We start from the raw sequence: 23,764 nt of genomic DNA, 5'->3' as shown, positions 1-23,764 counted from the left end.
CTTAAGTTGCCTGAGCAGCGGCAGTGCGTGAGTTTTTGCGCTGACGGCGAACCATCTCGCCGGCAAGTGCCAGATAGGCAATGGCGCCCCGCGAAGTCTTGTCGTAAGCCAGCGCCGGCATGCCATAGCTTGGCGCTTCGGCCAGGCGGATGTTACGCGGGATAACCGTGTCGTAGAGCTGCTCGCCGAAGTGTTCTTTCAACTGCGCCGATACGTCGTTCATCAGGCTCAGGCGCGGGTCATACATCGTGCGCAACAGGCCTTCGACTTTCAGGTTCGGGTTCAGCAGTTCAGCGATGCGCTTGATGTTATCCACAAGGTCGCTCAGGCCTTCGAGCGCAAAGTACTCGCACTGCATGGGGATAATTACCCCGTCAGCCGCGACCAAAGCGTTCAGCGTGAGCATCGACAGCGACGGCGGGCAGTCGATCAAAATGTAGTCGTAGTTTTCACGGATCGGCGCCAGCGCGCTGCGCAGGCGGCTTTCCTTCATCTGCATTTCCAGCAGAACCACTTCAGCCGCGGTCAGGTCGCGGTTGGCCGGCAACAGCTGGTAACCACCGTGCTCGGAGAAGTGCATGGCCTGGGCCAGATCGCATTCGCCGATCAGCAAGTCGTAGACCGAGTTTTCCAGGCCGTGTTTATCCACACCGCTACCCATGGTGGCGTTGCCCTGTGGATCGAGATCGATCAACAGCACCCGGCGCTTGGTAGCAACCAGGGAAGCTGCGAGGTTGATGCAGGTGGTGGTTTTGCCCACACCACCCTTTTGGTTCGCTATCGCGAATACCTTAGCCATTCTTGCTTGTGTTCCCAATCATGCCGTGCGGCGCAGTATCAGCAGATGGCGTTGGCCTTGGCAACCAGGTACGGCCAGGGCGTGTTCGCTATCGAGGTGGAAGTCTGCCGGCAATGCTACCAGCTCATCGGCCGGATGAACGCCCTTCATTGCCAGCCAACGTGTATCGGCGTCGCCAAGGTGGCGCGTCCAGTTGCTGAAGTTCTCCATGCTGCTGAACGCCCGGGAAATGATCCCGTTGAAAGGCTGTGCAGGCTGGAAGGCTTCGACGCGACTGTGGATAACTTGCAGGTTATCCAGTTTGAGTTCGAGTTTGACCTGGGTCAGGAAGCGGGTTTTCTTGCCGTTGCTGTCCAGGCAGGTCACTTGGGACTCTGGAAACAGGATTGCAAGTGGAATGCCCGGCATGCCGCCGCCACTGCCAACGTCCAGCCAGCGACCGTTTTCGATGAACGACATCACGCTCAAACTATCGAGCAGGTGACGCGAGACCATTTCGTCCGGATCGCGCACGGCGGTCAGGTTGTAGGCCTTGTTCCATTTGATCAACAGGGCCAGATAACCCAACAACTGCGCGTGCTGGGTTTCGGTCAATGTGACACCGAGCTGGCGAGCACCTGTGGATAACTCTTCGGCGTGTTGCGAGGTGACCAACGAACTCAAGCGCTTTGCTCCAACTGACGGCCAGCGCCGCGTTTTTTCAAATGAATCATCAACAGCGAAATGGCTGCCGGTGTAACACCCGGAATGCGTGACGCCTGGCCCAGTGTTTCTGGACGGGTCGCACCGAGCTTGCTCTGGATCTCTTTGGAGAGACCGGAAATGTTCGTGTAATCGATATCCACAGGCAGTTTCGTGTCTTCGCTCGCCCGCAGACGCGCGATTTCATCTTGCTGACGATCGATATAACCGGCGTATTTGGTCTTGATTTCGACCTGCTCGGCGACTTGTGGATCTTCTGCGCCCCCGCCAGTCACGGCGATCAGACCAGCGTAGTCGATTTCCGGACGGCTCAAGAGGTTGAGCAGGTTGTATTCGTGAGTCAGCGGCGTGCCGAATTTCTCGGATATCGCATCGCCCTGCTCGGTGCCGGGGCGAACCCAGGTACTTTTCAGGCGCTGCTCTTCCAGCGCGATGCTTTCGCGTTTGGTGCAGAACGCCGCCCAACGCGCGTCATCCACCAGACCCAGCTCGCGACCTTTTTCGGTCAGGCGCAGGTCCGCGTTGTCTTCACGCAAGATCAGACGGTACTCGGCGCGGGATGTGAACATCCGGTATGGCTCTTGAGTTCCAAGGGTAATCAGGTCGTCAACCAACACGCCGATGTACGCCTCGTCGCGACGCGGGCACCAGGCGTCTTTGCCTTGCGCACGCAGTGCAGCGTTGGCCCCGGCCAGCAAACCCTGGGCGCCGGCTTCTTCGTAACCGGTGGTGCCATTGATTTGCCCGGCGAAGAACAGACCGCCGATAACTTTGGTTTCCAGGCTGTACTTCAGGTCACGCGGGTCGAAGTAGTCGTACTCGATGGCGTAGCCCGGACGCACGATGTGCGCGTTTTCCATGCCGCGAATCGATTGCACGATCTGCAATTGCACGTCGAACGGCAGGGATGTGGATATCCCGTTCGGGTACAGCTCGTGAGTGGTCAAACCTTCCGGTTCGATGAAGACCTGGTGGCTTTCCTTGTCGGCAAAGCGGTGGATCTTGTCTTCGATCGACGGGCAGTAACGCGGGCCGATACCTTCGATCAACCCTGCATCGGAATACATCGGCGAACGGTCGAGGTTCGCTGCGATGATTTCGTGGGTCCGGGCGTTGGTGTGGGTAATCCAGCAGCTGACCTGTTTCGGATGCTGCTCTTTGGAACCCATGAACGACATCACCGGGATCGGCGTATCACCTGCTTGCTCGGTCATCACCGAGAAATCCACAGACCGACCGTCGATACGCGGCGGCGTACCGGTTTTCAATCGGCCAACACGCAGTGGCAATTCGCGCAGACGGCGAGCCAGGGCGATCGACGGCGGATCACCGGCACGACCACCGGAATAATTCTGCATTCCGATGTGGATAAGTCCACCGAGGAAGGTGCCAGTGGTCAACACCACGGAGTCAGCGAAGAAACGCAGGCCCATTTGGGTGACAACACCGCGCACTTGTTCTTGTTCAACGATCAGGTCATCAGCCGCTTGTTGAAATATCCACAGGTTCGGCTGGTTTTCCAGTGCTTCGCGGACAGCGGCCTTGTACAGAACCCGGTCTGCCTGGGCGCGGGTTGCACGCACGGCCGGGCCTTTGCGGCTGTTCAACACGCGAAACTGAATGCCGCCTTTATCGGTAGCCATGGCCATCGCGCCGCCGAGGGCATCGATTTCTTTTACCAAGTGGCTTTTGCCGATCCCGCCGATGGCCGGGTTGCAACTCATGGCACCGAGGGTTTCCACGTTATGCGTCAGCAACAGGGTTTTTGCCCCCATACGTGCTGAGGCCAGTGCTGCCTCGGTACCGGCATGACCGCCGCCGATGACGATCACTTCAAAACGGGAAGGGAAATCCACCACGCACCTCGTGCCTGCTTAAGTAGGTAATTCAGGAATAGTTTGAGCTCAGGTTTTTGGACCTGGTCGACAAGTATAGGGACTTCGCCCTTCCTAAAGAACCCTTTGCACAAAATTTAACCAGCTGTGGAGAAGTCGGGGTTATAGAAATTAAAAAGAAAGAAATTTATTAAATCTTTGTTTTTATGTTTATTTCTACTGAGCACCATTTCTGTGGATAGATTCGTACAGCCCTTTGTTTTCAATATGTACAGAGAATCAAAACCCTGTGGTCATGTGCCAATGAGGCCCTTGGATAACCGGTGTAAGCCTGTGGATGAAAGGGGTGGTTATCCACAGAGGCGATTATCTTCAGTTTTGAGGCCCTGTTATCAACTGCCCTTAGCGGCAGTTATTCACAGGGCTTAATCCACAGAAAAGCGCCGATTGATCAAATCCCGGGCGCAGAAAATCCGCCCAGGCAGAAAGAATCTGCTCGGCACTGGAGGCAATTCAGGAAAAGGGGTGAGAACAGACAGGCGCGAATGGCCTGTCTGTGGACAACGATAGGGCTATTTGCCGATACAGAAACTGGAAAAGATCCGTCCCAGCAGGTCGTCGGAGCTGAATGCACCGGTGATCTCGCCCAAGGCATGTTGAGCCTGGCGCAAATCTTCGGCCAGTAGCTCACCGGCACCCGCCAGAGTCAGCTGCGCACGGCCGTGCTCGAGGGATGCACTGGCATGACGCAACGCCTCAAGGTGACGCCTGCGAGCACTGAAGCTGCTTTCCGACGTCTGCTCATAGCCCATGCAGGCCTTGAGATGATCACGCAGCAGTTCCAGGCCTTCGCCGGCCGACTTGGCACTCAGACTGATGGTCACATGGCCATCCTCACTGACTTCCAGGGCAATTGCTTCGCCCGTGAGGTCGGCCTTGTTACGGATCAACGTGACTTTCGCCGGATCCGGGCGGGTTTCCAGGAACTCTGGCCACAACGCAAACGGATCAAGCGCTTCCGGTGCAGTGGCATCGACCACCAACAGCACTCGATCAGCTTCACTAATGGCTTTCAACGCCCGTTCAACACCGATTTTTTCCACATGGTCATCGGTATCTCGCAGACCAGCGGTATCCACCACGTGAAGCGGCATGCCATCGATGTGGATATGTTCGCGCAAAATGTCACGGGTGGTGCCGGCAATCTCGGTCACGATCGCTGCTTCACGACCCGCCAGTGCGTTGAGCAAACTGGATTTACCGGCATTTGGCCGACCGGCGATCACCACCGTCATGCCGTCACGCAGCAACGCACCCTGCCCGGCTTCGCGCAGCACGGTGGATAACTCTTCCCTGACTTTGTCGAGCATGCTCAGTACATGGCCATCGGCAAGGAAGTCGATTTCTTCTTCCGGGAAGTCGATGGCCGCTTCTACATAAATCCGCAGGCCGATCAGTTGCTCGGTGAGGTTATGCACACGATCGGAAAATGCCCCCTGCAAGGAGCGCAATGCATTGCGGGCGGCCTGTGCAGAACTGGCCTCGATCAGGTCGGCGATTGCTTCGGCCTGTGCCAGGTCGAGTTTGTCATTGAGGAACGCACGCTCGCTGAATTCACCTGGTCGTGCCAGACGGCACCCCAGTTCAAGGCATCGCTTGAGCAGCATGTCGAGAACAATCGGGCCGCCATGACCCTGAAGTTCCAGCACATCTTCGCCGGTGAACGAGTTCGGGCCCGGAAAATACAAGGCAATGCCCTGGTCCAGCACCTCTTCGTTTTGATCGAAAAACGGGCCGTAGTGGGCGAATCGCGGCTTGAGTTCACGACCGCTGAAGGCCTTGGCCGCAACGCTCGCCAGCGGCCCGGAAATACGGACGATGCCTACGCCACCACGACCTTGAGCGGTGGCGACGGCGGCGATGGTTTCACGAGGAGCGCTCATAAACCGGTATCCAGACAAAAGTGACAGATAGCAAAACGCCCCACTAGGGGGCGTTTTGAGTGGTTATCCACAGTGTAAATCAGGCAGCTGCTTTAGTAGCCGCTTCGATTTTACGAGTGATGTACCACTGTTGGGCGATGGACAGGCAGTTGTTCACTACCCAGTACAGCACCAGACCAGCCGGGAACCACAGGAAGAAGAAGGTGAAGATGATTGGCATCAGCTTCATCACCTTGGCCTGCATCGGATCCGGAGGAGTCGGGTTCAACTGCTGCTGGATGAACATGGTTGCACCCATGATGATCGGCAGAATGAAGAACGGATCCTTGATCGACAGGTCAGTAATCCACAGCATGAACGGCGCTTGGCGCATTTCAACGCTTTCCAGCAGAACCCAGTACAGCGAGAGGAAAACCGGCATCTGCACGAGGATTGGCAAGCAACCACCCAGCGGATTGATCTTCTCTTTCTTGTACAGCTCCATCATGGCTTGCGACATTTTCTGCCGGTCATCGCCATGTTGCTCTTTCAGCGCGGCCAGTTTCGGTGCCACTGCGCGCATGCGGGCCATGGATTTGTAGCTGGCTGCCGACAGCGGGAAGAAAATCCCTTTGATCAGCATGGTCAGGAAGATGATCGACCAGCCCCAGTTACCGACCAGCGCGTGGATGTGTTGCAGCAGCCAGAAGATTGGCTGGGCAATGAACCACAGAATGCCGTAGTCGACGGTCAATTCCAGACCTGGGGACAACTCTTTCAGCACAGCCTGGCTTTTCGGACCGGCGTACAGAACAGCGCTGGTTTCGGCTTTCGCACCTGGCGCAACAGTCATTGCCGGGGCGGTGTAGCCGATGATGTAGTTGCCTTTGCTGTCTTTACGGGTCTGGACGACGTTGTTTTCGCCCTTCGCCGGAATCCATGCGGTCACGAAGTAGTGTTGCAACCAGGCAACCCAACCACCGTTCACGGTTTCTTTCAGCTGAGCCTTGTCCATGTCCTTCATCGACACTTTCTTGTACGGCTCGTTACTTGTCCACAGGGCAGCGCCCAGGTAAGTCGCGGTGCCGGTGGCGGTGCTGGAAGAAGGATCGGAGCTGGCGTCGCGCTTCAGTTGGGCGAACATCGCACCCGACCAAGGCTTGGCGCTTTCGTTGTCGATCACGTAGGAAACGGTTACGTCGTACAGCCCACGTTTCAGTGTGAAACGCTTGATGTAGTTGACGCCGTCCTTGCTGAACTTCAGGTCTACAACCAATTGGTTCTGACCGTCGGCCAGTTGGTAGATCTTCTTCTCGGAGGAGTAAACCGGACGACCGGCAGGACTTGCGTCCGGACCATCGGTACCGATCAAACCGCTTTGAGCCAGATAAGTCCGCTCGTTGCCGTTATCGAACAACTGGAATGGAATTTCCGGATGGTCCTGGCGACGTGGATACAGCGGCAGCGTCAACTGTGCAACATCGCCACCTTGTGGATCGATAGCCAGGTTGAGCACATCCGTTTTGATCTGGATGAGGTCTTTGCTTGCAGCTACTGGTGTTTCAGCAGGTGCAGTGGCACTGGTATCGCTTGCGGCGCGCGGAATGTCGTCACTGACAGAAGCATTATTGCCAGTCGCCGTATCCGGTAGGCCCGGTGCGGAAGTACTGGAAGCAACATTCTGAGTCGGCAGGGCAGCCTGGCCATAGTCCTGGTTCCATTTAAGAACCATAACGTAGGACACGATTGCCAGGGCGACGATCAGGATCGTGCGTTTGATATCCATGATTACTCGGCCATCGAAGAAGAACGGGAGGTAGGGATAGGTGGAACCGGGTCATAACCACCGGGATTCCACGGATGACAGCGACCTAAACGACGAAAGGTCAGCCAGCCACCGCGCAGAAGGCCATGATTTTCTATGGCTTCTAACGCGTAGCAGGAACAACTGGGGTAGAAACGACAGTGACTGGCCATCAGGGGACTAATGGCATAGCGATAAAACTGGATCGGAACGAGTGCCAGTTTACGCATCGGGACTGTCTACCCCTACAGTTTCGGTTTTGACTGCTGGTACCGGCGTGCTGCGTGCCAGACGCTTCCAGAGTTTGCCGAAATGCTGAATCAATTCGGGGTTTTCTACGTCACCCAAACCTTTGCGCGCGACGATAACGATATCCCAGCCGACCAGTGAATCCTGGTTCAGACGGAACGATTCGCGCATCAGACGTTTGAGGCGATTGCGCTCGACGGAGAGCTTTACGCTCTTTTTCCCGATAACCAGCCCGAGACGGGGGTGATCAAGATCGTTGTTGCGCGCAAGGAGCAGGAGATTTTTCCCCGGAACCTTGCCGGTAGGGGAGTCAAAGACTGCCTTGAAATGCCGGGGAGTAAGCAGACGCTTTTCCCGACTGAAGTCCTGACTCACCTCCAGTGCCGGCTTATCAAACTGCCAGACGCGCACGACCTTTGGCGCGACGACGCGACAGAACGGCACGACCGTTCTTGGTAGCCATGCGAGCACGGAAACCGTGGGTACGAGCGCGTTTGATAGTGCTTGGTTGGAAAGTACGTTTCATTGTCGTGTTACCTGGTTCGTCCACAACGGGCCGGAATGGCCCCCGTTTTAAGAGACCGGGGATTCTAGAGAAAGCAAGCCTCTAGGTCAATTTCCAACCAACGTTTCCTTATAAATAGATCTCCAGACGTTTTGCTCGTCTTCACCTCCAGCCAAATATAAAAATAAAGAAGGAAAGTATTTAAAGCTTTTCTGTAAAGCTTATAAAAGCTAGGACACCGATCATCTGTGGATAACTACCTTCAGGCCTTATATCACGTGATGTACAGAGAATGACAACTACGGTGGAAAACGGTGGTCAGCCTGTGCTGCGCTGTCGGATAAGCTGTGTGTGAAAGGGGCTGTTATCCACAGGCAGGTTATCCACCGAGTTTCGCCCCCACTTGTGCAACGACCTCAAGGGCGGTTATCCACAGAGCTTATGCACAGACCACTGGTCGTCTTTTTTACCTATAAAACGTTGATTCTTCTTGGTCAGTGACCCACCTACGTGTGGATAAGTCGGCGTCTGGTCGCTACAATGGCCGCTTGTTTTTGCCTCACCGGCTTTCAACTTAGGGGATATCCGTGTCAGTGGAACTTTGGCAGCAGTGCGTGGAGCTTTTGCGCGATGAGCTGCCTGCCCAACAATTCAACACTTGGATCCGTCCACTACAGGTCGAAGCCGAAGGCGACGAGTTGCGTGTCTACGCACCGAATCGTTTTGTTCTCGACTGGGTCAACGAAAAGTACCTGGGCCGCGTCCTTGAACTGCTGGATGAGCATGGCAATGGCATGGCGCCGGCGCTTTCCTTATTAATAGGCAGCAAACGCAGTTCGGCTCCACGGGCTGCCCCGAATGCGCCACTGGCTGCCGCCGCGTCTCAGGCACAGGCGGCTCAAGCGCCTGTCAGTGCTCCGGCACCTGCCCCGACGGCCACACCGAGCAAGCGTTCGACCCAGAAAGTTGCCGAAGTCAGTGAAGAGCCATCGCGCGACAGCTTCGATCCAATGGCCGGCGCCAGTTCTCAACAGGCCCCGGTGCGTTCCGAGCAGCGCACGGTGCAGGTCGAGGGTGCGCTCAAGCACACCAGTTACCTGAACCGCACTTTCACCTTCGAGAACTTCGTCGAAGGTAAGTCCAACCAACTGGCCCGGGCTGCGGCCTGGCAGGTGGCGGACAACCCCAAGCACGGTTACAACCCGCTCTTCCTTTATGGCGGTGTTGGCTTGGGTAAAACTCACTTGATGCACGCTGTGGGTAACCATCTATTAAAGAAGAACCCGAATGCCAAGGTCGTGTACCTGCATTCGGAGCGTTTCGTGGCCGATATGGTCAAGGCTCTGCAACTGAACGCGATCAACGAGTTCAAGCGCTTCTACCGTTCGGTGGACGCATTGCTGATCGATGACATTCAGTTCTTCGCCCGCAAGGAACGTTCGCAGGAAGAGTTTTTCCACACCTTCAACGCCCTGCTCGAAGGTGGCCAGCAGGTCATTCTCACCAGTGACCGCTACCCTAAAGAAATCGAAGGTCTTGAAGAGCGCCTCAAATCCCGCTTCGGCTGGGGCCTGACGGTAGCCGTCGAGCCGCCGGAGCTGGAAACCCGTGTCGCGATCCTGATGAAAAAGGCCGACCAGGCCAAAGTCGATCTGCCCCACGACGCGGCGTTCTTCATCGCCCAGCGTATTCGCTCCAACGTCCGTGAGCTGGAAGGTGCGCTTAAGCGCGTAATCGCCCACTCGCACTTCATGGGCCGCGATATCACCATCGAGCTGATTCGCGAATCCCTGAAAGATCTGTTGGCGCTGCAAGATAAACTGGTCTCTGTGGATAACATTCAGCGCACTGTCGCCGAATACTACAAGATCAAGATTTCCGACCTGCTGTCCAAGCGTCGTTCACGCTCGGTCGCTCGTCCGCGTCAGGTTGCCATGGCGTTGTCCAAAGAGTTGACTAACCACAGCCTGCCGGAAATCGGCGATGTGTTTGGCGGCCGCGACCACACGACTGTTTTGCACGCCTGCCGCAAGATCAACGAACTTAAGGAATCCGACGCGGACATCCGCGAGGACTACAAGAACCTGCTGCGTACTCTGACAACTTGATGAACACCAGCGCAGCTTATTAAGGCAAGGGACTAGACCATGCATTTCACCATTCAACGCGAAGCCCTGTTGAAACCCCTGCAACTGGTCGCAGGCGTCGTCGAGCGCCGACAGACCTTGCCGGTGCTCTCCAACGTGCTGCTGGTTGTCGAAGGCCAGCAACTGTCGCTGACCGGTACCGACCTGGAAGTCGAGCTGGTCGGTCGTGTACAACTCGAAGAGCCTGCTGACCCGGGTTCCATCACTGTGCCTGCGCGCAAGCTGATGGACATCTGCAAAAGCCTGCCGAACGACGCGCTGATCGACATCAAGGTCGACGAGCAGAAGCTGGTGGTGAAGGCTGGCCGTAGCCGCTTCACCCTGTCGACCCTGCCGGCGAACGATTTCCCGACCGTTGAAGAAGGCCCGGGTTCGCTGACTTGCAGCCTTGAGCAAAGCAAACTGCGTCGTCTGATTGAACGCACCAGCTTCGCCATGGCCCAGCAGGACGTGCGTTATTACCTGAACGGCATGTTGCTGGAAGTCTCTGCCGGGATCATCCGGGCCGTGGCCACCGACGGTCACCGTCTGGCCATGTGCTCGATGCAGGCCGACATCGGTCAGCCGGATCGCCACCAGGTCATCGTGCCGCGCAAGGGTATCCTTGAGCTGGCGCGCCTGCTGACCGAGCCGGACGGCAATGTCAGCATCGTCCTGGGTCAGCATCACATCCGCGCCACCACTGGCGAGTTCACCTTCACCTCTAAACTGGTCGACGGTAAATTCCCGGACTACGAGCGTGTTCTGCCGAAGGGCGGCGACAAACTGGTGCTCGGCGATCGTCAGGCGTTGCGTGAAGCTTTCAGCCGTACCGCGATTCTGTCCAACGAGAAGTACCGCGGTATCCGTCTGCAACTGGCCAGCGGTCAGTTGAAGATCCAGGCCAACAACCCGGAGCAGGAAGAAGCGGAAGAAGAAGTGGGCGTTGAGTACAACGGCGGCAATCTGGAAATCGGCTTCAACGTGAGCTACTTGCTAGACGTGCTGGGCGTGATGACCACTGAGCAGGTTCGTCTGATCCTGTCCGACTCCAACAGCAGTGCGCTGGTGCAAGAGTCCGACAACGATGACTCGGCCTACGTTGTCATGCCGATGCGTCTGTAATCATGCTCAGCAGAAGCTAGATGTCATTAAGTCGCGTCTCGGTCACCGCGGTGCGCAATCTGCACCCGGTGACCTTCTCCCCCTCCCCCCGAATCAACATTCTTTACGGCGCCAACGGCAGCGGCAAAACCAGTGTTCTGGAAGCCATTCACCTGCTGGGGCTTGCCCGTTCGTTTCGTAGTACCCGCCTTTTGCCGGTTATTCAGTACGAGCAATTGGCCTGTACCGTATTCGGTCAGGTTGAGTTGGCTGAGGGCGGGCATAGCGCACTGGGGATATCACGGGACCGCCAAGGCGAGTTCCAGATCCGTATTGACGGGCAGAACGCGCGCAGCGCGGCACAGCTGGCGGAGATCCTGCCGCTGCAACTGATCAACCCTGATAGCTTCCGCCTGCTTGAAGGCGCACCGAAGATTCGCCGGCAGTTTCTCGACTGGGGCGTGTTCCACGTGGAACCGCGGTTCATGTCCACCTGGCAGCGCTTGCAGAAGGCCCTGCGCCAGAGAAACTCTTGGCTGCGGCATGGTACACTTGACGCCGTTTCGCAAGCGGTTTGGGACAGGGAACTGTGCCAGGCCAGCGCTGAAATTGATGAATACCGCCGTGCCTATATCAAAGCCTTGAAACCAGTCTTTGAACAGACCTTGAGCGAACTGGTTGAGCTTGAAGGTTTGACGCTCAGCTATTACCGAGGCTGGGACAAAGACCGCGAATTGAGTGCAGTGCTCGCTGGGTCCGTTCAGCGAGACCAGCAGATGGGTCATACCCAGGCCGGACCACAACGCGCTGATTTGCGCCTCAGATTGGGCGCACATAACGCCGCGGACATCTTGTCCCGCGGTCAGCAGAAGTTGGTGGTCTGTGCATTGCGGATTGCCCAAGGGCACCTGGTCAGCCAGGCCCGACGCGGCCAGTGTATTTATCTGGTGGATGACTTGCCGTCCGAACTGGACGAGCAGCACCGCCGCGCGCTTTGCCGCTTGTTGGAAGACTTACGCTGCCAGGTGTTTATCACCTGTGTAGATCACGAATTATTGAGGGAAGGCTGGCAGACGGAAACGCCAGTCGCCTTGTTCCACGTGGAACAGGGCCGTATCACCCAGACCCACGACCATCGGGAGTGAAGGCATTGAGCGAAGAAAATACGTACGACTCAACGAGCATTAAAGTGCTGAAAGGCCTGGATGCCGTACGCAAACGTCCCGGTATGTACATTGGTGACACCGACGATGGCAGCGGTCTGCACCACATGGTGTTCGAGGTGGTCGATAACTCGATCGACGAAGCTTTGGCCGGCCATTGCGACGACATCAGCATCATCATCCACCCGGACGAATCCATCACCGTTCGCGACAACGGTCGTGGCATCCCGGTAGACGTACACAAAGAAGAAGGCGTTTCGGCAGCCGAGGTCATCATGACCGTGCTGCACGCCGGCGGTAAGTTCGACGACAACTCCTACAAAGTATCCGGCGGTCTGCACGGTGTAGGTGTTTCGGTAGTGAACGCACTGTCCAAGGAACTGGTCCTGACCGTTCGCCGCAGCGGCAAGATCTGGGAACAGACTTACGTCCATGGCGTCCCGCAAGAGCCGATGAAAATCGTTGGCGAGAGCGAAACCACGGGCACCCAGATTCACTTCAAGCCATCGGCTGAAACCTTCAAGAACATCCACTTCAGCTGGGACATCCTGGCCAAGCGGATTCGTGAACTGTCCTTCCTCAACTCCGGTGTCGGCATCGTCCTCAAGGATGAACGCAGCGGCAAGGAAGAGCTGTTCAAATACGAAGGCGGCCTGCGTGCGTTCGTTGAATACCTGAACACCAACAAGACTGCGGTCAACCAGGTGTTCCACTTCAACATCCAGCGTGAAGACGGCATCGGCGTGGAAATCGCCCTGCAGTGGAACGACAGCTTCAACGAGAACCTGTTGTGCTTCACCAACAACATCCCGCAGCGTGATGGCGGTACTCACCTGGTGGGTTTCCGTTCCGCACTGACGCGTAACCTGAACACCTACATCGAAGCTGAAGGCCTGGCCAAGAAGCACAAGGTCGCCACCACCGGTGATGACGCCCGTGAAGGCTTGACCGCGATCATCTCGGTGAAGGTGCCGGATCCGAAGTTCAGCTCCCAGACCAAAGACAAGCTGGTTTCTTCCGAAGTGAAGACCGCGGTCGAACAGGAAATGGGCAAGTACTTCTCCGACTTCCTGCTGGAAAACCCGAACGAAGCCAAACTGGTCGTCGGCAAGATGATCGACGCGGCACGTGCGCGTGAAGCAGCACGCAAGGCCCGTGAGATGACCCGCCGCAAAGGCGCGCTGGACATCGCCGGCCTGCCGGGCAAACTGGCTGACTGCCAGGAAAAAGACCCTGCCCTTTCCGAACTGTACCTCGTGGAAGGTGACTCTGCTGGCGGCTCCGCCAAGCAGGGGCGTAACCGTAAAACCCAGGCCATCCTGCCGTTGAAGGGCAAGATCCTCAACGTCGAGAAGGCGCGCTTCGACAAGATGATCTCTTCGCAAGAAGTGGGCACCTTGATCACCGCACTGGGCTGCGGTATCGGTCGCGACGAATACAACATCGACAAGCTGCGCTACCACAACATCATCATCATGACCGATGCTGACGTCGACGGTTCGCACATCCGTACGCTGCTGCTGACGTTCTTCTTCCGTCAGCTGCCGGAGCTGATCGAGCGTGGCTACATCTACATCGCTCAGCCACCGCTGTACAAGGTCAAGAAAGGCAAGCAAGAGCAATACATCAAAGACGACGACGCCATGGAAGAGTACATGACGCAGTCGGCCCTGGAAGATGCGAGCCTGCACCTGAACGAGGAAGCCCCGGGTATCTCCGGCGAAGCCCTTGAGCGCCTGGTGAACGACTTCCGTCTGGTGATGAAGACCCTCAAGCGTCTGTCGCGCCTGTACCCACAGGAACTGACCGAGCACTTCATCTACCTGCCAGCGGTGAGCATGGAGCAACTGTCCGATCACGCAGCGATGCAGGATTGGCTGGCCAAGTATGAAGTCCGTCTGCGCACCGTCGAGAAGTCTGGCCTGGTCTACAAGGCCAGCCTGCGTGAAGACCGTGAGCGTAACGTCTGGCTGCCAGAGGTCGAACTGATCTCCCACGGCCTGTCGAACTACGTCACGTTCAACCGCGACTTCTTCGGCAGCAACGATTACAGGACTGTCGTATCCCTGGGCGCTCAGCTGAGCACCCTGCTGGACGACGGCGCGTACATCCAGCGTGGCGAACGCAGGAAGCCGGTCACCGAGTTCAAGGAAGCCCTTGAATGGCTGATGGCTGAAAGCACCAAGCGTCACACCATCCAGCGATACAAAGGTCTGGGTGAGATGAACCCGGATCAGCTGTGGGAAACCACCATGGACCCAAGCCAGCGCCGGATGCTCAAAGTGACCATCGAAGACGCCATTGGCGCGGACCAGATCTTCAACACCCTGATGGGTGATGCGGTCGAACCTCGTCGTGACTTCATCGAAAGCAATGCCTTGGCGGTTTCCAACCTGGACTTCTGATCCAGCGGTTCTGCCAACAATAAAAAAGGCCAGCGCAATGCGCTGGCCTTTTTTATTGCGCTATCTCGCCCTTCAGCGGCGGTGCCAAATCGTATGGAACGCAGGCGTTTTGCCTCGGATCCTCACAGATAAGTCCTACATACGCTATCCCGAGTGCTCTTTATCCTACAGCCTCTTCGTCAAGTGTATGACTGACGGGAGCTATCATTTTTGGGATATCGAACAGGGAATGCAGTTATGCCAACACCCGCGTATTTAGTTATAAATGGAAATCGGCAAGGGATGATTACTGCCGGGACATTTACTCCGGAGTCGGTTGGTAACGTCTATCAGGAGGGGCACGAAGACCAAATCCTGGTCCAGGCATTCAGTCACCAAATTATCATTCCGAGAGATCCCCAATCGGGTCAGCCAACGGGCCAGCGTGTGCATAAGCCGCTGATGATCTCAAAGGTATTTGATAAATCATCACCGTTGATTTTTAACGCGTTAACGAGCGGAGAAGTGTTGAATAGCTGCCATATCGCTTGGTATCGGACTTCGTCGGCGGGGAAACAGGAACATTACTTCAGCATCGAGCTGGAAGACGCAGTGATCGTAGATGTGCAGACAAGAATGCCAAGCTGCCAGGATCCCAATATGGCCCACTTTACGCATCTCGAAGACGTGTATTTCACCTATCGAAAAATCACCTGGACTCACGAAGCCTGCGGTACTTCCGGTTCTGATGACTGGCGTGCTCCGATTATCAGCTAAGCCTCGCTGCTCAATTCGCAGGCATAAAAAAACCGGCTATATCAGCCGGTTTTTTTACGTCCGAAAAAAACTTATGCACCTTTTTCCATATTTTATGAGCTTAGGAAATATGTATATAAATCATAAGCCTACAAACTAAATATGCTACTTTTCAGCGAAACGGTACACAGGTTATCCACAGAATCTCAGACAGCCATCTGATCATTGGCAGCCGGCGCTTGCGGAGCGGGTGGGAGCGAGCCCATTTCCCGTTGCATCTGCTCGTTCCAGGCCTGAACCCGGTCATTGAGGTTGGCAATCGCACGGGGCCCGCTGCCTTCGGCGTACATCGGCTCGCCGATGATCACAGTGATGACACCCTGCTTCTTGGCCCAACCGGTTTTCGGCCAGAACTTGCCGGCATTGTGCGCAATCGGCAGCACCGGAAGTTCGGCGTTGACGGCTAACGCCGTACCACCTCGTGAGAATTTTCCGATGGTGCCGTAAGGGACCCGCGTTCCTTCAGGGAATATCAGTACCCAGACGCCATCCTTCAGCAGTTCATCGCCCTGCTTCGCTACATGTTTGAGCGCAGCCTTCGGATTGTCGCGGTCGATGGCGATCGGCCGCAGCATGGCCATGGCCCAACCGAAGAACGGTACAAACAGCAATGAGCGTTTCAGTACCTGGCTCAACGGCTCGAAATAGGCCGAGAGGAAGAACGTCTCCCAGGTGCTCTGGTGGTTCGACTGAATCACGCAGGGCTGGTCTGGCACGTTCTCGGCACCTTTCACTTCGTAGCTGATGCCCAGAAAGACTTTGCTCAGCCACAAGGCGCAACGGCACCAGTACACGTTGATAAAACGATAGCGCGCCTTGAACGGCAGAAAAGGCGCGATAAAAAAGCTCAGGCTGCACCAAAGCAAGGAGCTGGTGCCCAGCAGCAGGTAAAAGAGGAAGGTTCTGATGGCCTGCAATATCGACATGGCGACGTTTACCGTGCGGGCTCTGCCCGTCTATATAAAGCGCACTCCCGATCAATCCTTGGTCAGGAATCTCGAAAACGCTCTAATTGTGGATAAGTTCTGCGGCAATCGCCGCGAGATCGTCAAAAATCAAAGTGCCTACCGGTAGGGTTTTGCCCAAAGTCTTTTCGCCTTTCCCGGTCTTTACCAAAACTGGCTGAGAATCGACGGCTTTGGCGGCTTCCAGGTCACCAAGACTGTCGCCGACGAACCATAGATTAGTCAGCGATACGTTGTAATGCGTGGCGATGGTTTTCAGCATCCCGGGTTTTGGCTTGCGGCAATCGCAGCCTTCGTCCGGCCCGTGCGGGCAATAGACGATCAGCCCGACTTCACCGCCCTGCTCCGCGACCAACGAGCGCAAGCGCTCGTGCATGGCGTCCAGGGTGGCGACGTCGTAATAGCCGCGAGCGATGCCGGACTGGTTGGTAGCGACTGCTACCGTCCAGCCGGCCTTGCTCAACTGCGCGATGGCTTCGATCGAACCGGGGAGCGGTTTCCACTCCTCCACCGACTTGATGTAAGCGTCGGAGTCGTAATTGATCACCCCGTCCCGATCGAGAATCAGCAGTTTCAAACAGTCTTACCCCAGCAACGAAATATCGGCGACGCCGAGGAACAAGCCACGCAGACGCGCCAGCAGCGCATAGCGGTTGGCACGGACCTTGGCATCCTCAGCGTTGACCATGACGGCTTCGAAGAAAGCATCCACAGGCTCGCGCAAGGCTGCCAGACGTGCCAGCGACTCGCTGTACTGACGCGCAGCTGCCATCGGTTGAACCGCTTGGTCTGCCTGTTGAATCGCCGAGTACAGGGAGAATTCGTTGGCGTTGTCGAAGTACTTGGCTTCAACGACTGTAGGAACAGAACCTTCGACCTTGCTCAGCAAGTTCGAAACGCGCTTGTTCACTGCAGCGAGGGCGGCCGCTTCAGGCAATTTGCGGAACGCTTCCACCGCTTGTACGCGCTGATCGAAGTCCAGTGCCGAACCTGGTTTCAGGGCACGAACCGACAGGTAAGTCGCAACGTCCACGCCTTCATCTTCGTAACGGGCACGCAGACGGTCGAACACGAATTCCAGAACCGAGTCGGCCAGGCCAGCAGCCTTGACCTTGGCGCCGAACGCATTCACGGCAAAGGCCACGGCGTCGTTCAGGTCGAGGTCGAGCTTCTTGTCGATCAGGATGCGCAATACGCCCAGCGCAGCGCGGCGCAGGGCATACGGGTCTTTGCTACCGGTTGGCAGCATGCCGATCCCGAAGATACCGACCAGCGTGTCGAGTTTGTCAGCGATGGCCACGGCCGCACCGGTCAGGGTGGTCGGCAGTTCAGCACCGGCACCGCGCGGCATGTATTGCTCGTTCAGCGCCAGCGCGACTTCTTCCGGCTCGCCATCGTTCAGGGCGTAGTAGTAACCGGCGACGCCTTGCATCTCCGGGAACTCACCGACCATCTCGGTCGCCAGGTCGCACTTGGACAGCAGGCCGGCACGGGAAGCCCATGCCGCGTTGCCGCCAATGCGTTGCGCGATGAACGAAGCAAGCTTGGATACGCGCTCGGCCTTGTCGTAGACGCTGCCGAGTTTTTCCTGGAACACCACGTTTTGCAGGCGCAGGTTGAAGTCTTCGAGTTTCTGCTTCTTGTCTTGCTTGAAGAAGAACTCGGCGTCGGTCAGGCGTGGGCGAACCACTTTCTCGTTACCGGCGATGATTTGCTGCGGGTCTTTGCTTTCGATGTTGGCCACGGTAATGAAACGTGGCAGCAACTTGCCGTCGGCATCCAGCAGGCAGAAATACTTCTGGTTGTCCTGCATGGTGGTAATCAGCGCTTCTTGCGGCACGTCGAGGAAACGCTCTTCGAACGAGCACACCAGCGGCACCGGCCATTCAACCAGCGCAGTCACTTCGTCGAGCAGGGCTGGCGGAACGATCGCCGTGCCTTCCTGCATCGTCGCCAGTTCTTCGGTGCGCTTGCTGATAATTGCGCGACGCTCGTTGGCATCGGCCAGAACGTAAGCGGCACGCAAGTCGGTCAGGTAGTTGGCTGGCGAGGTGATGCGTACGCTTTCCGGGTGATGGAAGCGGTGACCACGAGAATCGCGGCCGGCCTTCTGGGCGAGGATCGTGCAATCGATGATCTGGTCACCGAGCAGCATGACCAGCCATTGGGTCGGACGAACGAATTCTTCCTTGCGCGCACCCCAGCGCATGCGCTTCGGGATCGGCAGGTCATTCAGGGAGTCTTCGACGATGGTCGGCAGCAGGCTCGCAGTCGGCTTGCCGGCGATGCTCTGGCTGTAACGCAGTTTCGGACCGCTCTGATCGATTTCGCTCAGCTCTACGCCGCACTTCTTGGCGAAACCCAGTGCCGCTTGAGTCGGGTTGCCTTCGGCATCGAACGCCGCCTGACGTGGCGGGCCGTCGAGGTTGATGCTGCGATCCGGTTGCTGGGTAGCCAGCGCGGTGATCAGCACAGCCAGACGACGCGGCGCGGCGTAGACGGTTTTGGTCTCGTAGTTCAGGCCAGCCGCTTGCAGGCCTTTGTCGATACCGGCCAGGAACGCTTCGGCCAAGGTGTTCAGGGCCTTGGGTGGCAGTTCTTCGGTGCCCAGTTCAACCAGGAAATCTTGAGCACTCATTGTGCAGCCTCCAGCTTGGCCAGTACTTCATCACGCAGGTCCGGGGTCGCCATCGGGAAGCCCAGCTTGGCGCGAGCCAGCAGGTAGGCTTGCGCAACGGAACGCGCCAGGGTGCGCACACGCAGGATGTATTGCTGACGCGCAGTCACCGAGATCGCCCGGCGTGCATCCAGCAGGTTGAAGGTGTGGGACGCCTTCAACACCATTTCGTAGCTCGGCAACGGCAGCGGCTGGTCGAGTTCGATCAGGCGCTTGGCTTCGCTTTCGTAGAAGTCGAACAGTTCGAACAGCTTCTCGACGTTGGCGTGTTCGAAGTTGTAGGTCGATTGCTCCACTTCGTTCTGGTGGAAAACGTCGCCGTAGGTCACTTTGCCGAACGGACCGTCAGCCCAGACCAGGTCATAGACCGAGTCCACGCCTTGCAGGTACATGGCCAGACGCTCGAGGCCGTAAGTGATCTCACCGGTCACCGGGTAGCACTCGATGCCGCCCGCCTGCTGGAAGTAAGTGAACTGCGTCACTTCCATGCCGTTCAGCCAGACTTCCCAGCCCAGACCCCAGGCGCCCAGGGTCGGCGATTCCCAGTTGTCTTCGACGAAGCGAATGTCGTGGACCAGCGGGTCCAGGCCGACATGCTTGAGGGAGCCCAGGTACAGTTCCTGGAAGTTGTCCGGGTTCGGCTTCAGAACCACCTGGAACTGATAGTAGTGCTGCAGACGGTTCGGGTTTTCGCCGTAGCGGCCGTCAGTCGGGCGACGACTGGGCTGCACATAAGCGGCGTTCCAGGTTTCCGGGCCGATGGCGCGCAGAAACGTGGCTGTGTGGAAAGTCCCGGCGCCTACTTCCATATCGTAGGGCTGAAGTACCACGCAACCTTGCTCGGCCCAGTATTGCTGGAGGGCGAGGATCAAGTCTTGGAAGGTACGCACGGCTGGCGTAGGCTGGCTCACGAAATTCACCTGTTTCTTGGGCTGCGATTTAAAGAGCGGGAGTATACCCGATTCATTGCTGCGCACGCCCCCTGGAGCCTTATGCCACGCTGCTTTTGGTGTTCCGAAGATCCGCTGTACATGGCTTATCACGATCAGGAGTGGGGCACGCCGCTACGCGATGCGCAGGGTTTGTTCGAGTTGCTTTTGCTCGAAGGGTTCCAGGCCGGCCTTTCCTGGATCACCGTGTTGCGTAAACGCGAGCGATATCGCGAGGTGCTGTTCGGCTTCGATGTACAGCGCGTGGCGCAGATGAGCGACGCCGAAATCGATGAATTGATGCTCGACCCCGGGATCATCCGCAATCGCCTCAAACTCAACGCCGCCCGGCGCAATGCCCAGGCCTGGCTGGCACTTGAAGACCCGGTCGAGTTTCTCTGGTCTTTCGTCGGCGGTAAGCCTGTGATCAATCATTTCAAGGATCGCACCGAAGTCCCGGCGGTCACGCCAGTCGCGGTGGAGATGAGCAAAGGCCTGAAAAAAGCCGGTTTCACCTTCGTCGGCCCGACCATTTGCTACGCGCTGATGCAGGCCTCGGGGATGGTCATGGACCACACCAAGGATTGCGATCGCTACGCGACCTTGTCGATCGGCGGTTAGAATAGCCGCCTCGCGCACAGCACAAGATCAGGAGTGACCTGTGGATAAGTTGAAAGGCGCCTTGCTGGTAGGCGCTCTGCGGCTGTTTGCCCTGCTTCCCTGGCGAGCAGTGCAGGTGGTTGGCTCGGCCATTGGCTGGGTAATGTGGAAAACCCCTAACCGTTCCCGCGACGTGGTGCGGATCAATCTGGCCAAGTGTTTTCCGGAGATGGACCCTGCCGAGCGCGAGCGTCTGGTCGGCCAGAGCCTGAAAGACATCGGCAAGTCGCTGACCGAAAGTGCCTGCGCGTGGATCTGGCCGGCGCAGCGTTCCATCGATCTGGTGCGCGAAGTTGAAGGGCTCGACGTCCTGAAAGACGCCCTCGCCTCCGGCAAAGGTGTGGTCGGCATCACCAGCCACCTCGGCAACTGGGAAGTGTTGAACCACTTCTATTGCAGCCAGTGCAAACCGATCATTTTCTATCGTCCGCCAAAGCTCAAGGCTGTGGATGAATTGCTGCGCAAGCAGCGAGTGCAACTGGGTAACAGGGTCGCCGCCTCTACCAAGGAAGGCATCCTCAGCGTCATCAAGGAAGTGCGCAAAGGTGGTGCAGTGGGCATTCCCGCTGACCCGGAACCGGCCGAATCCGCCGGGATCTTCGTGCCGTTCTTCGCTACTCAGGCACTGACCAGCAAGTTTGTGCCGAACATGTTGGCTGGCGGCAAGGCGGTTGGCGTGTTCCTGCACGCCCTGCGGCTGCCGGACGGTTCGGGCTACAAAGTGATTCTCGAAGCGGCGCCAGAGGCCATGTACAGCACTGATACCGAGACGTCCTGCGCAGCCATGAGCAAGGTGGTCGAGCGCTATGTGCGTGCTTATCCGAGCCAGTACATGTGGAGCATGAAACGCTTCAAGAAGCGGCCTCCGGGTGAAGAGCGCTGGTATTGAGTTGATTGGCATGATCTGTGGATAACTTGAACTTGTAGGAGCGAAGCTTGCTCGCGAAGAGGCCATTACATTCAACATTGATGTTGGATGTGATATCGCCTTCGCGAGCAAGCTTCGCTCCTACAGGTTCAGGGTTATCCACAACTGTTCATAAAAAGGGCGCAGAAGATGTCCGAACACCGCAAATCGTTTCGCATCAAGATCAGTCACGAAAGCTTCGGCGAATGCCTTGGCCAGACCCGAAATCTCTCGACCACGGGTGTCTACGTCAAGCATCCGGGCTTGTCGGCGTTGCCCAAGGGGGCGGTGGTCTATGGTCAGGTACAGGATTTACCCACAGGCGCGCCGCGGGTTCGCATGGAAGTGGTGCTGGTAGACGCTGACGGCATCGGCCTGCGCTACCTCTGATCAGTGCGCCTGGCGCTCAAGTTTCTTCAGGAACACCGTCATCTCCTTCTCCGCCTGCTTGTCGCCGTGAGCACGAGCAGCTTCCAGACCCTGCACCCACGCCTGACGCGCGGCCGGATAGTCCGCCAGCGCCAGATGAGCCTTGCCCAACAGCTTCCACGCCGCTGAATACTTAGGGTCGAATTCGACGCAACGCTGGAAATGCTCGGCGGCCTTGGCGTTTTCCCCAAGATCCAGATAACCCTTGCCCAGGCCGAAGCGCAGCAATGAGTTATCCACACCCTTGGCGAGCATTTTTTCCAGGGATTCGATCATGGTGCACCTCGGTTTATGGGGGAGCTTCGGAATCGCCTTCGCGGGCAAGCCTCGCTCCTACAGGGATATGCATGTTACCTGTAGGAGCGAGGCTTGCCCGCGAAGAGGCCTTCGGATCAGAAAAAACTCAGGCCGACATGGAACAGCTTCTCCACATCCCGAATATGCTTCTTGTCCACAAGGAACAGAATCACATGGTCACCCGCCGCGATCACCGTGTCATCGTGGGCAATGATCACCTCTTCATCACGAATGATCGCGCCAATCGTGGTGCCTGGCGGCAGACCGATGTTCTCGATGGCCTTGCCAATCACTTTGCTCGACTTCGCATCACCATGGGCAATGGCCTCGATGGCCTCCGCCGCACCACGGCGCAATGAATGCACGCTGACGATGTCGCCGCGCCGCACGTGGGCCAGCAAGGTGCCGATGGTCGCCAGTTGCGGGCTGATGGCGATGTCGATGTCGCCACCCTGGATCAAGTCGACGTAAGCCGGGTTGTTGATGATCGTCATCACCTTCTTCGCGCCCAGACGCTTGGCCAGCAGCGACGACATGATGTTGGCTTCGTCATCGTTGGTCAGCGCCAGGAAGATGTCGGCGTCGGCGATGTTCTCTTCCATCAGCAAATCGCGGTCGGAGGCACTGCCTTGCAGGACCACGGTGCTGTCGAGGGTGTCCGAGAGATGACGGCAGCGGGCCGGGTTCATCTCGATGATCTTCACCTGATAACGGCTTTCGATGGCCTCGGCCAGACGCTCACCGATCTGCCCGCCCCCGGCGATGACGATGCGCTTGTAGCTCTCATCGAGGCGGCGCATTTCGCTCATCACTGCGCGAATATTCGCCTTGGCGGCGATGAAAAATACTTCGTCGTCCGCCTCGATCACCGTATCGCCCTGAGGCAGGATCGGCCGGTCACGGCGGAAAATTGCCGCTACGCGGGTTTCGACATTCGGCATGTGTTCACGCAACTGACGCAGTTGCTGACCCACCAGCGGTCCGCCGTAGTACGCCTTCACCGCGACCAGCTGCGCTTTGCCTTCGGCGAAATCGATCACCTGCAACGCACCCGGATGCTGGATCAGGCGCTTGATGTAGTTGGTGACCACTTGTTCCGGGCTGATCAGCACATCCACCGGAATCGCTTCGTTATCGAACAGCTCGGAGCGCGTGAGGTACGCGGCTTCGCGGACGCGGGCGATTTTCGTCGGGGTGTGGAACAGGGTGTGGGCGACCTGGCAGGCGACCATGTTGGTTTCGTCACTGTTGGTCACCGCCACCAGCATGTCGGCATCGTCCGCGCCGGCCTGGCGCAGCACCGTCGGCAGCGAGCCGCGGCCTTGCACGGTGCGGATGTCCAGGCGATCGCCGAGGTCGCGCAGGCGTTCGCCATCGGTGTCGACCACGGTGATGTCGTTGGCCTCGCTGGCCAAGTGTTCCGCCAGCGAACCGCCGACCTGCCCTGCGCCGAGGATGATGATTTTCATCCAGTCACTCCCTTAAAACCGG

At 57.4% G+C, this 23,764-nt stretch carries 22 protein-coding genes; 8 read left to right on the top strand and 14 right to left on the bottom strand.

Annotated features, from left to right (window positions below):
- Nucleotide 1: 1 nt before the first annotated feature.
- The 8 genes from ACM6IO_RS07335 to rpmH all read right to left on the bottom strand — a co-directional run bounded on the left by ACM6IO_RS07335 (nucleotide 2) and on the right by rpmH (nucleotide 7,837).
- Complete coding sequence (locus ACM6IO_RS07335; RefSeq protein WP_008027543.1) at nucleotides 2-799, bottom strand: ParA family protein; 798 nt, start codon at nucleotides 797-799, stop codon at nucleotides 2-4.
- Nucleotides 800-817: 18 nt separating this feature from the next.
- Nucleotides 818-1,462, bottom strand: coding sequence for a 16S rRNA (guanine(527)-N(7))-methyltransferase RsmG (rsmG, locus tag ACM6IO_RS07330; protein WP_007948096.1), 645 nt, complete (start codon nucleotides 1,460-1,462; stop codon nucleotides 818-820).
- Complete coding sequence (gene mnmG, locus ACM6IO_RS07325; RefSeq protein WP_414911229.1) at nucleotides 1,459-3,357, bottom strand: tRNA uridine-5-carboxymethylaminomethyl(34) synthesis enzyme MnmG; 1,899 nt, start codon at nucleotides 3,355-3,357, stop codon at nucleotides 1,459-1,461. The genes rsmG and mnmG overlap by 4 nt, the downstream gene beginning before the upstream one ends.
- A 551-nt stretch (nucleotides 3,358-3,908) precedes the next feature.
- The gene (gene mnmE, locus ACM6IO_RS07320) at nucleotides 3,909-5,279 is read right to left on the bottom strand and encodes a tRNA uridine-5-carboxymethylaminomethyl(34) synthesis GTPase MnmE (protein ID WP_192228145.1); all 1,371 of its coding nucleotides are present in this window, start codon (nucleotides 5,277-5,279) and stop codon (nucleotides 3,909-3,911) included.
- Nucleotides 5,280-5,358: 79 nt separating this feature from the next.
- On the bottom strand, nucleotides 5,359-7,044 hold the full coding sequence (gene yidC, locus ACM6IO_RS07315; protein WP_192228144.1) for a membrane protein insertase YidC: 1,686 nt from the start codon (nucleotides 7,042-7,044) through the stop codon (nucleotides 5,359-5,361).
- Between the two features lie 2 nt (nucleotides 7,045-7,046).
- Entirely contained in the window at nucleotides 7,047-7,292 is a 246-nt protein-coding gene (gene yidD / locus ACM6IO_RS07310) for a membrane protein insertion efficiency factor YidD (RefSeq protein WP_010207715.1), read from the bottom strand.
- Nucleotides 7,285-7,686: a ribonuclease P protein component gene (rnpA, locus tag ACM6IO_RS07305; RefSeq protein ID WP_028620331.1), complete on the bottom strand. Its 402-nt coding sequence runs from the start codon at nucleotides 7,684-7,686 to the stop codon at nucleotides 7,285-7,287. The genes yidD and rnpA overlap by 8 nt, the downstream gene beginning before the upstream one ends.
- Nucleotides 7,687-7,702: 16 nt before the next feature.
- Nucleotides 7,703-7,837, bottom strand: a complete 135-nt coding sequence (gene rpmH / locus ACM6IO_RS07300; RefSeq protein WP_003213577.1) for a 50S ribosomal protein L34 — start codon at nucleotides 7,835-7,837, stop codon at nucleotides 7,703-7,705.
- 566 nt (nucleotides 7,838-8,403) lie between these two features.
- Between rpmH and dnaA the strand changes: the two genes are divergently transcribed.
- From dnaA to ACM6IO_RS07275, 5 genes are all read left to right on the top strand, one after another.
- Nucleotides 8,404-9,924: a chromosomal replication initiator protein DnaA gene (dnaA, locus tag ACM6IO_RS07295; protein WP_192228143.1), complete on the top strand. Its 1,521-nt coding sequence runs from the start codon at nucleotides 8,404-8,406 to the stop codon at nucleotides 9,922-9,924.
- Nucleotides 9,925-9,963: 39 nt separating this feature from the next.
- Nucleotides 9,964-11,067, top strand: a complete 1,104-nt coding sequence (dnaN, locus tag ACM6IO_RS07290; RefSeq protein ID WP_008027555.1) for a DNA polymerase III subunit beta — start codon at nucleotides 9,964-9,966, stop codon at nucleotides 11,065-11,067.
- 20 nt (nucleotides 11,068-11,087) lie between these two features.
- On the top strand, nucleotides 11,088-12,191 hold the full coding sequence (recF, locus tag ACM6IO_RS07285; RefSeq protein WP_008041454.1) for a DNA replication/repair protein RecF: 1,104 nt from the start codon (nucleotides 11,088-11,090) through the stop codon (nucleotides 12,189-12,191).
- 5 nt (nucleotides 12,192-12,196) lie between these two features.
- Nucleotides 12,197-14,614 carry a DNA topoisomerase (ATP-hydrolyzing) subunit B gene (gene gyrB / locus ACM6IO_RS07280; RefSeq protein ID WP_192228142.1) on the top strand — a complete coding sequence of 806 codons (2,418 nt, stop codon included), beginning with the start codon at nucleotides 12,197-12,199 and terminating at the stop codon, nucleotides 14,612-14,614.
- Nucleotides 14,615-14,851: 237 nt separating this feature from the next.
- Entirely contained in the window at nucleotides 14,852-15,370 is a 519-nt protein-coding gene (locus ACM6IO_RS07275) for an Hcp family type VI secretion system effector (protein ID WP_032832632.1), read from the top strand.
- A 185-nt stretch (nucleotides 15,371-15,555) separates the two neighbouring features.
- On the opposite strand, the gene ACM6IO_RS07270 is transcribed toward ACM6IO_RS07275, so the two are convergent.
- The 4 genes from ACM6IO_RS07270 to glyQ form a co-directional block, all read right to left on the bottom strand.
- Nucleotides 15,556-16,335 carry a lysophospholipid acyltransferase family protein gene (locus tag ACM6IO_RS07270; protein WP_008027562.1) on the bottom strand — a complete coding sequence of 260 codons (780 nt, stop codon included), beginning with the start codon at nucleotides 16,333-16,335 and terminating at the stop codon, nucleotides 15,556-15,558.
- An 82-nt stretch (nucleotides 16,336-16,417) separates the two neighbouring features.
- A complete protein-coding gene (gmhB, locus tag ACM6IO_RS07265; protein WP_008027564.1) occupies nucleotides 16,418-16,951 on the bottom strand; it encodes a D-glycero-beta-D-manno-heptose 1,7-bisphosphate 7-phosphatase in 534 nt (177 codons plus the stop codon).
- Nucleotides 16,952-16,957: 6 nt separating this feature from the next.
- Nucleotides 16,958-19,012, bottom strand: a complete 2,055-nt coding sequence (gene glyS, locus ACM6IO_RS07260; protein WP_414911228.1) for a glycine--tRNA ligase subunit beta — start codon at nucleotides 19,010-19,012, stop codon at nucleotides 16,958-16,960.
- Nucleotides 19,009-19,962 carry a glycine--tRNA ligase subunit alpha gene (gene glyQ / locus ACM6IO_RS07255; protein WP_003213601.1) on the bottom strand — a complete coding sequence of 318 codons (954 nt, stop codon included), beginning with the start codon at nucleotides 19,960-19,962 and terminating at the stop codon, nucleotides 19,009-19,011. The genes glyS and glyQ overlap by 4 nt, the downstream gene beginning before the upstream one ends.
- Before the next feature lie 81 nt (nucleotides 19,963-20,043).
- On the opposite strand from glyQ, the gene tag reads away from it, so the two are divergent.
- The 3 genes from tag (at nucleotide 20,044) to ACM6IO_RS07240 (ending at nucleotide 21,937) form a co-directional block, all read left to right on the top strand.
- On the top strand, nucleotides 20,044-20,601 hold the full coding sequence (tag, locus tag ACM6IO_RS07250; protein WP_008041464.1) for a DNA-3-methyladenine glycosylase I: 558 nt from the start codon (nucleotides 20,044-20,046) through the stop codon (nucleotides 20,599-20,601).
- A 40-nt stretch (nucleotides 20,602-20,641) separates the two neighbouring features.
- Complete coding sequence (locus tag ACM6IO_RS07245) at nucleotides 20,642-21,529, top strand: lysophospholipid acyltransferase (protein WP_192228140.1); 888 nt, start codon at nucleotides 20,642-20,644, stop codon at nucleotides 21,527-21,529.
- 168 nt (nucleotides 21,530-21,697) lie between these two features.
- Nucleotides 21,698-21,937 (top strand): PilZ domain-containing protein, encoded by a 240-nt coding sequence (locus ACM6IO_RS07240; RefSeq protein ID WP_008027574.1) that lies wholly within the window; start codon nucleotides 21,698-21,700, stop codon nucleotides 21,935-21,937.
- Here ACM6IO_RS07240 and ACM6IO_RS07235 read toward each other — a convergent pair whose 3' ends face one another.
- Nucleotides 21,938-22,252 (bottom strand): tetratricopeptide repeat protein, encoded by a 315-nt coding sequence (locus ACM6IO_RS07235; protein ID WP_414911227.1) that lies wholly within the window; start codon nucleotides 22,250-22,252, stop codon nucleotides 21,938-21,940. It lies immediately after the preceding gene.
- Between the two features lie 116 nt (nucleotides 22,253-22,368).
- A complete protein-coding gene (trkA, locus tag ACM6IO_RS07230) occupies nucleotides 22,369-23,742 on the bottom strand; it encodes a Trk system potassium transporter TrkA (RefSeq protein ID WP_008027578.1) in 1,374 nt (457 codons plus the stop codon).
- Between the last annotated feature and the right edge of the window lie 22 nt (nucleotides 23,743-23,764).

The sequence above is a fragment of the Pseudomonas sp. IT-P44 genome (assembly GCF_949768225.1).
Lineage (GTDB): Bacteria > Pseudomonadota > Gammaproteobacteria > Pseudomonadales > Pseudomonadaceae > Aquipseudomonas > Aquipseudomonas migulae.
The sequence above is the reverse complement of the archived record's forward strand: the minus strand, read 5'-3'. Positions and strand labels throughout refer to the sequence as shown.

What these genes read in the sequence shown, in the direction of transcription:
- ACM6IO_RS07240 (WP_008027574.1), top strand. Translation starts at nt 21,698, where the DNA reads ATGTCCGAACACCGCAAATCGTTTCGCATCAAGATCAGTCACGAAAGC.
- ACM6IO_RS07270 (WP_008027562.1), bottom strand. Translation starts at nt 16,335, where the DNA reads ATGTCGATATTGCAGGCCATCAGAACCTTCCTCTTTTACCTGCTGCTG.
- tag (WP_008041464.1), top strand. Translation starts at nt 20,044, where the DNA reads ATGCCACGCTGCTTTTGGTGTTCCGAAGATCCGCTGTACATGGCTTAT.
- yidC (WP_192228144.1), bottom strand. Translation starts at nt 7,044, where the DNA reads ATGGATATCAAACGCACGATCCTGATCGTCGCCCTGGCAATCGTGTCC.
- trkA (WP_008027578.1), bottom strand. Translation starts at nt 23,742, where the DNA reads ATGAAAATCATCATCCTCGGCGCAGGGCAGGTCGGCGGTTCGCTGGCG.
- dnaN (WP_008027555.1), top strand. Translation starts at nt 9,964, where the DNA reads ATGCATTTCACCATTCAACGCGAAGCCCTGTTGAAACCCCTGCAACTG.
- rpmH (WP_003213577.1), bottom strand. Translation starts at nt 7,837, where the DNA reads ATGAAACGTACTTTCCAACCAAGCACTATCAAACGCGCTCGTACCCAC.
- ACM6IO_RS07335 (WP_008027543.1), bottom strand. Translation starts at nt 799, where the DNA reads ATGGCTAAGGTATTCGCGATAGCGAACCAAAAGGGTGGTGTGGGCAAA.
- glyS (WP_414911228.1), bottom strand. Translation starts at nt 19,012, where the DNA reads ATGAGTGCTCAAGATTTCCTGGTTGAACTGGGCACCGAAGAACTGCCA.
- mnmE (WP_192228145.1), bottom strand. Translation starts at nt 5,279, where the DNA reads ATGAGCGCTCCTCGTGAAACCATCGCCGCCGTCGCCACCGCTCAAGGT.
- ACM6IO_RS07275 (WP_032832632.1), top strand. Translation starts at nt 14,852, where the DNA reads ATGCCAACACCCGCGTATTTAGTTATAAATGGAAATCGGCAAGGGATG.
- ACM6IO_RS07235 (WP_414911227.1), bottom strand. Translation starts at nt 22,252, where the DNA reads ATGATCGAATCCCTGGAAAAAATGCTCGCCAAGGGTGTGGATAACTCA.
- yidD (WP_010207715.1), bottom strand. Translation starts at nt 7,292, where the DNA reads ATGCGTAAACTGGCACTCGTTCCGATCCAGTTTTATCGCTATGCCATT.
- recF (WP_008041454.1), top strand. Translation starts at nt 11,088, where the DNA reads ATGTCATTAAGTCGCGTCTCGGTCACCGCGGTGCGCAATCTGCACCCG.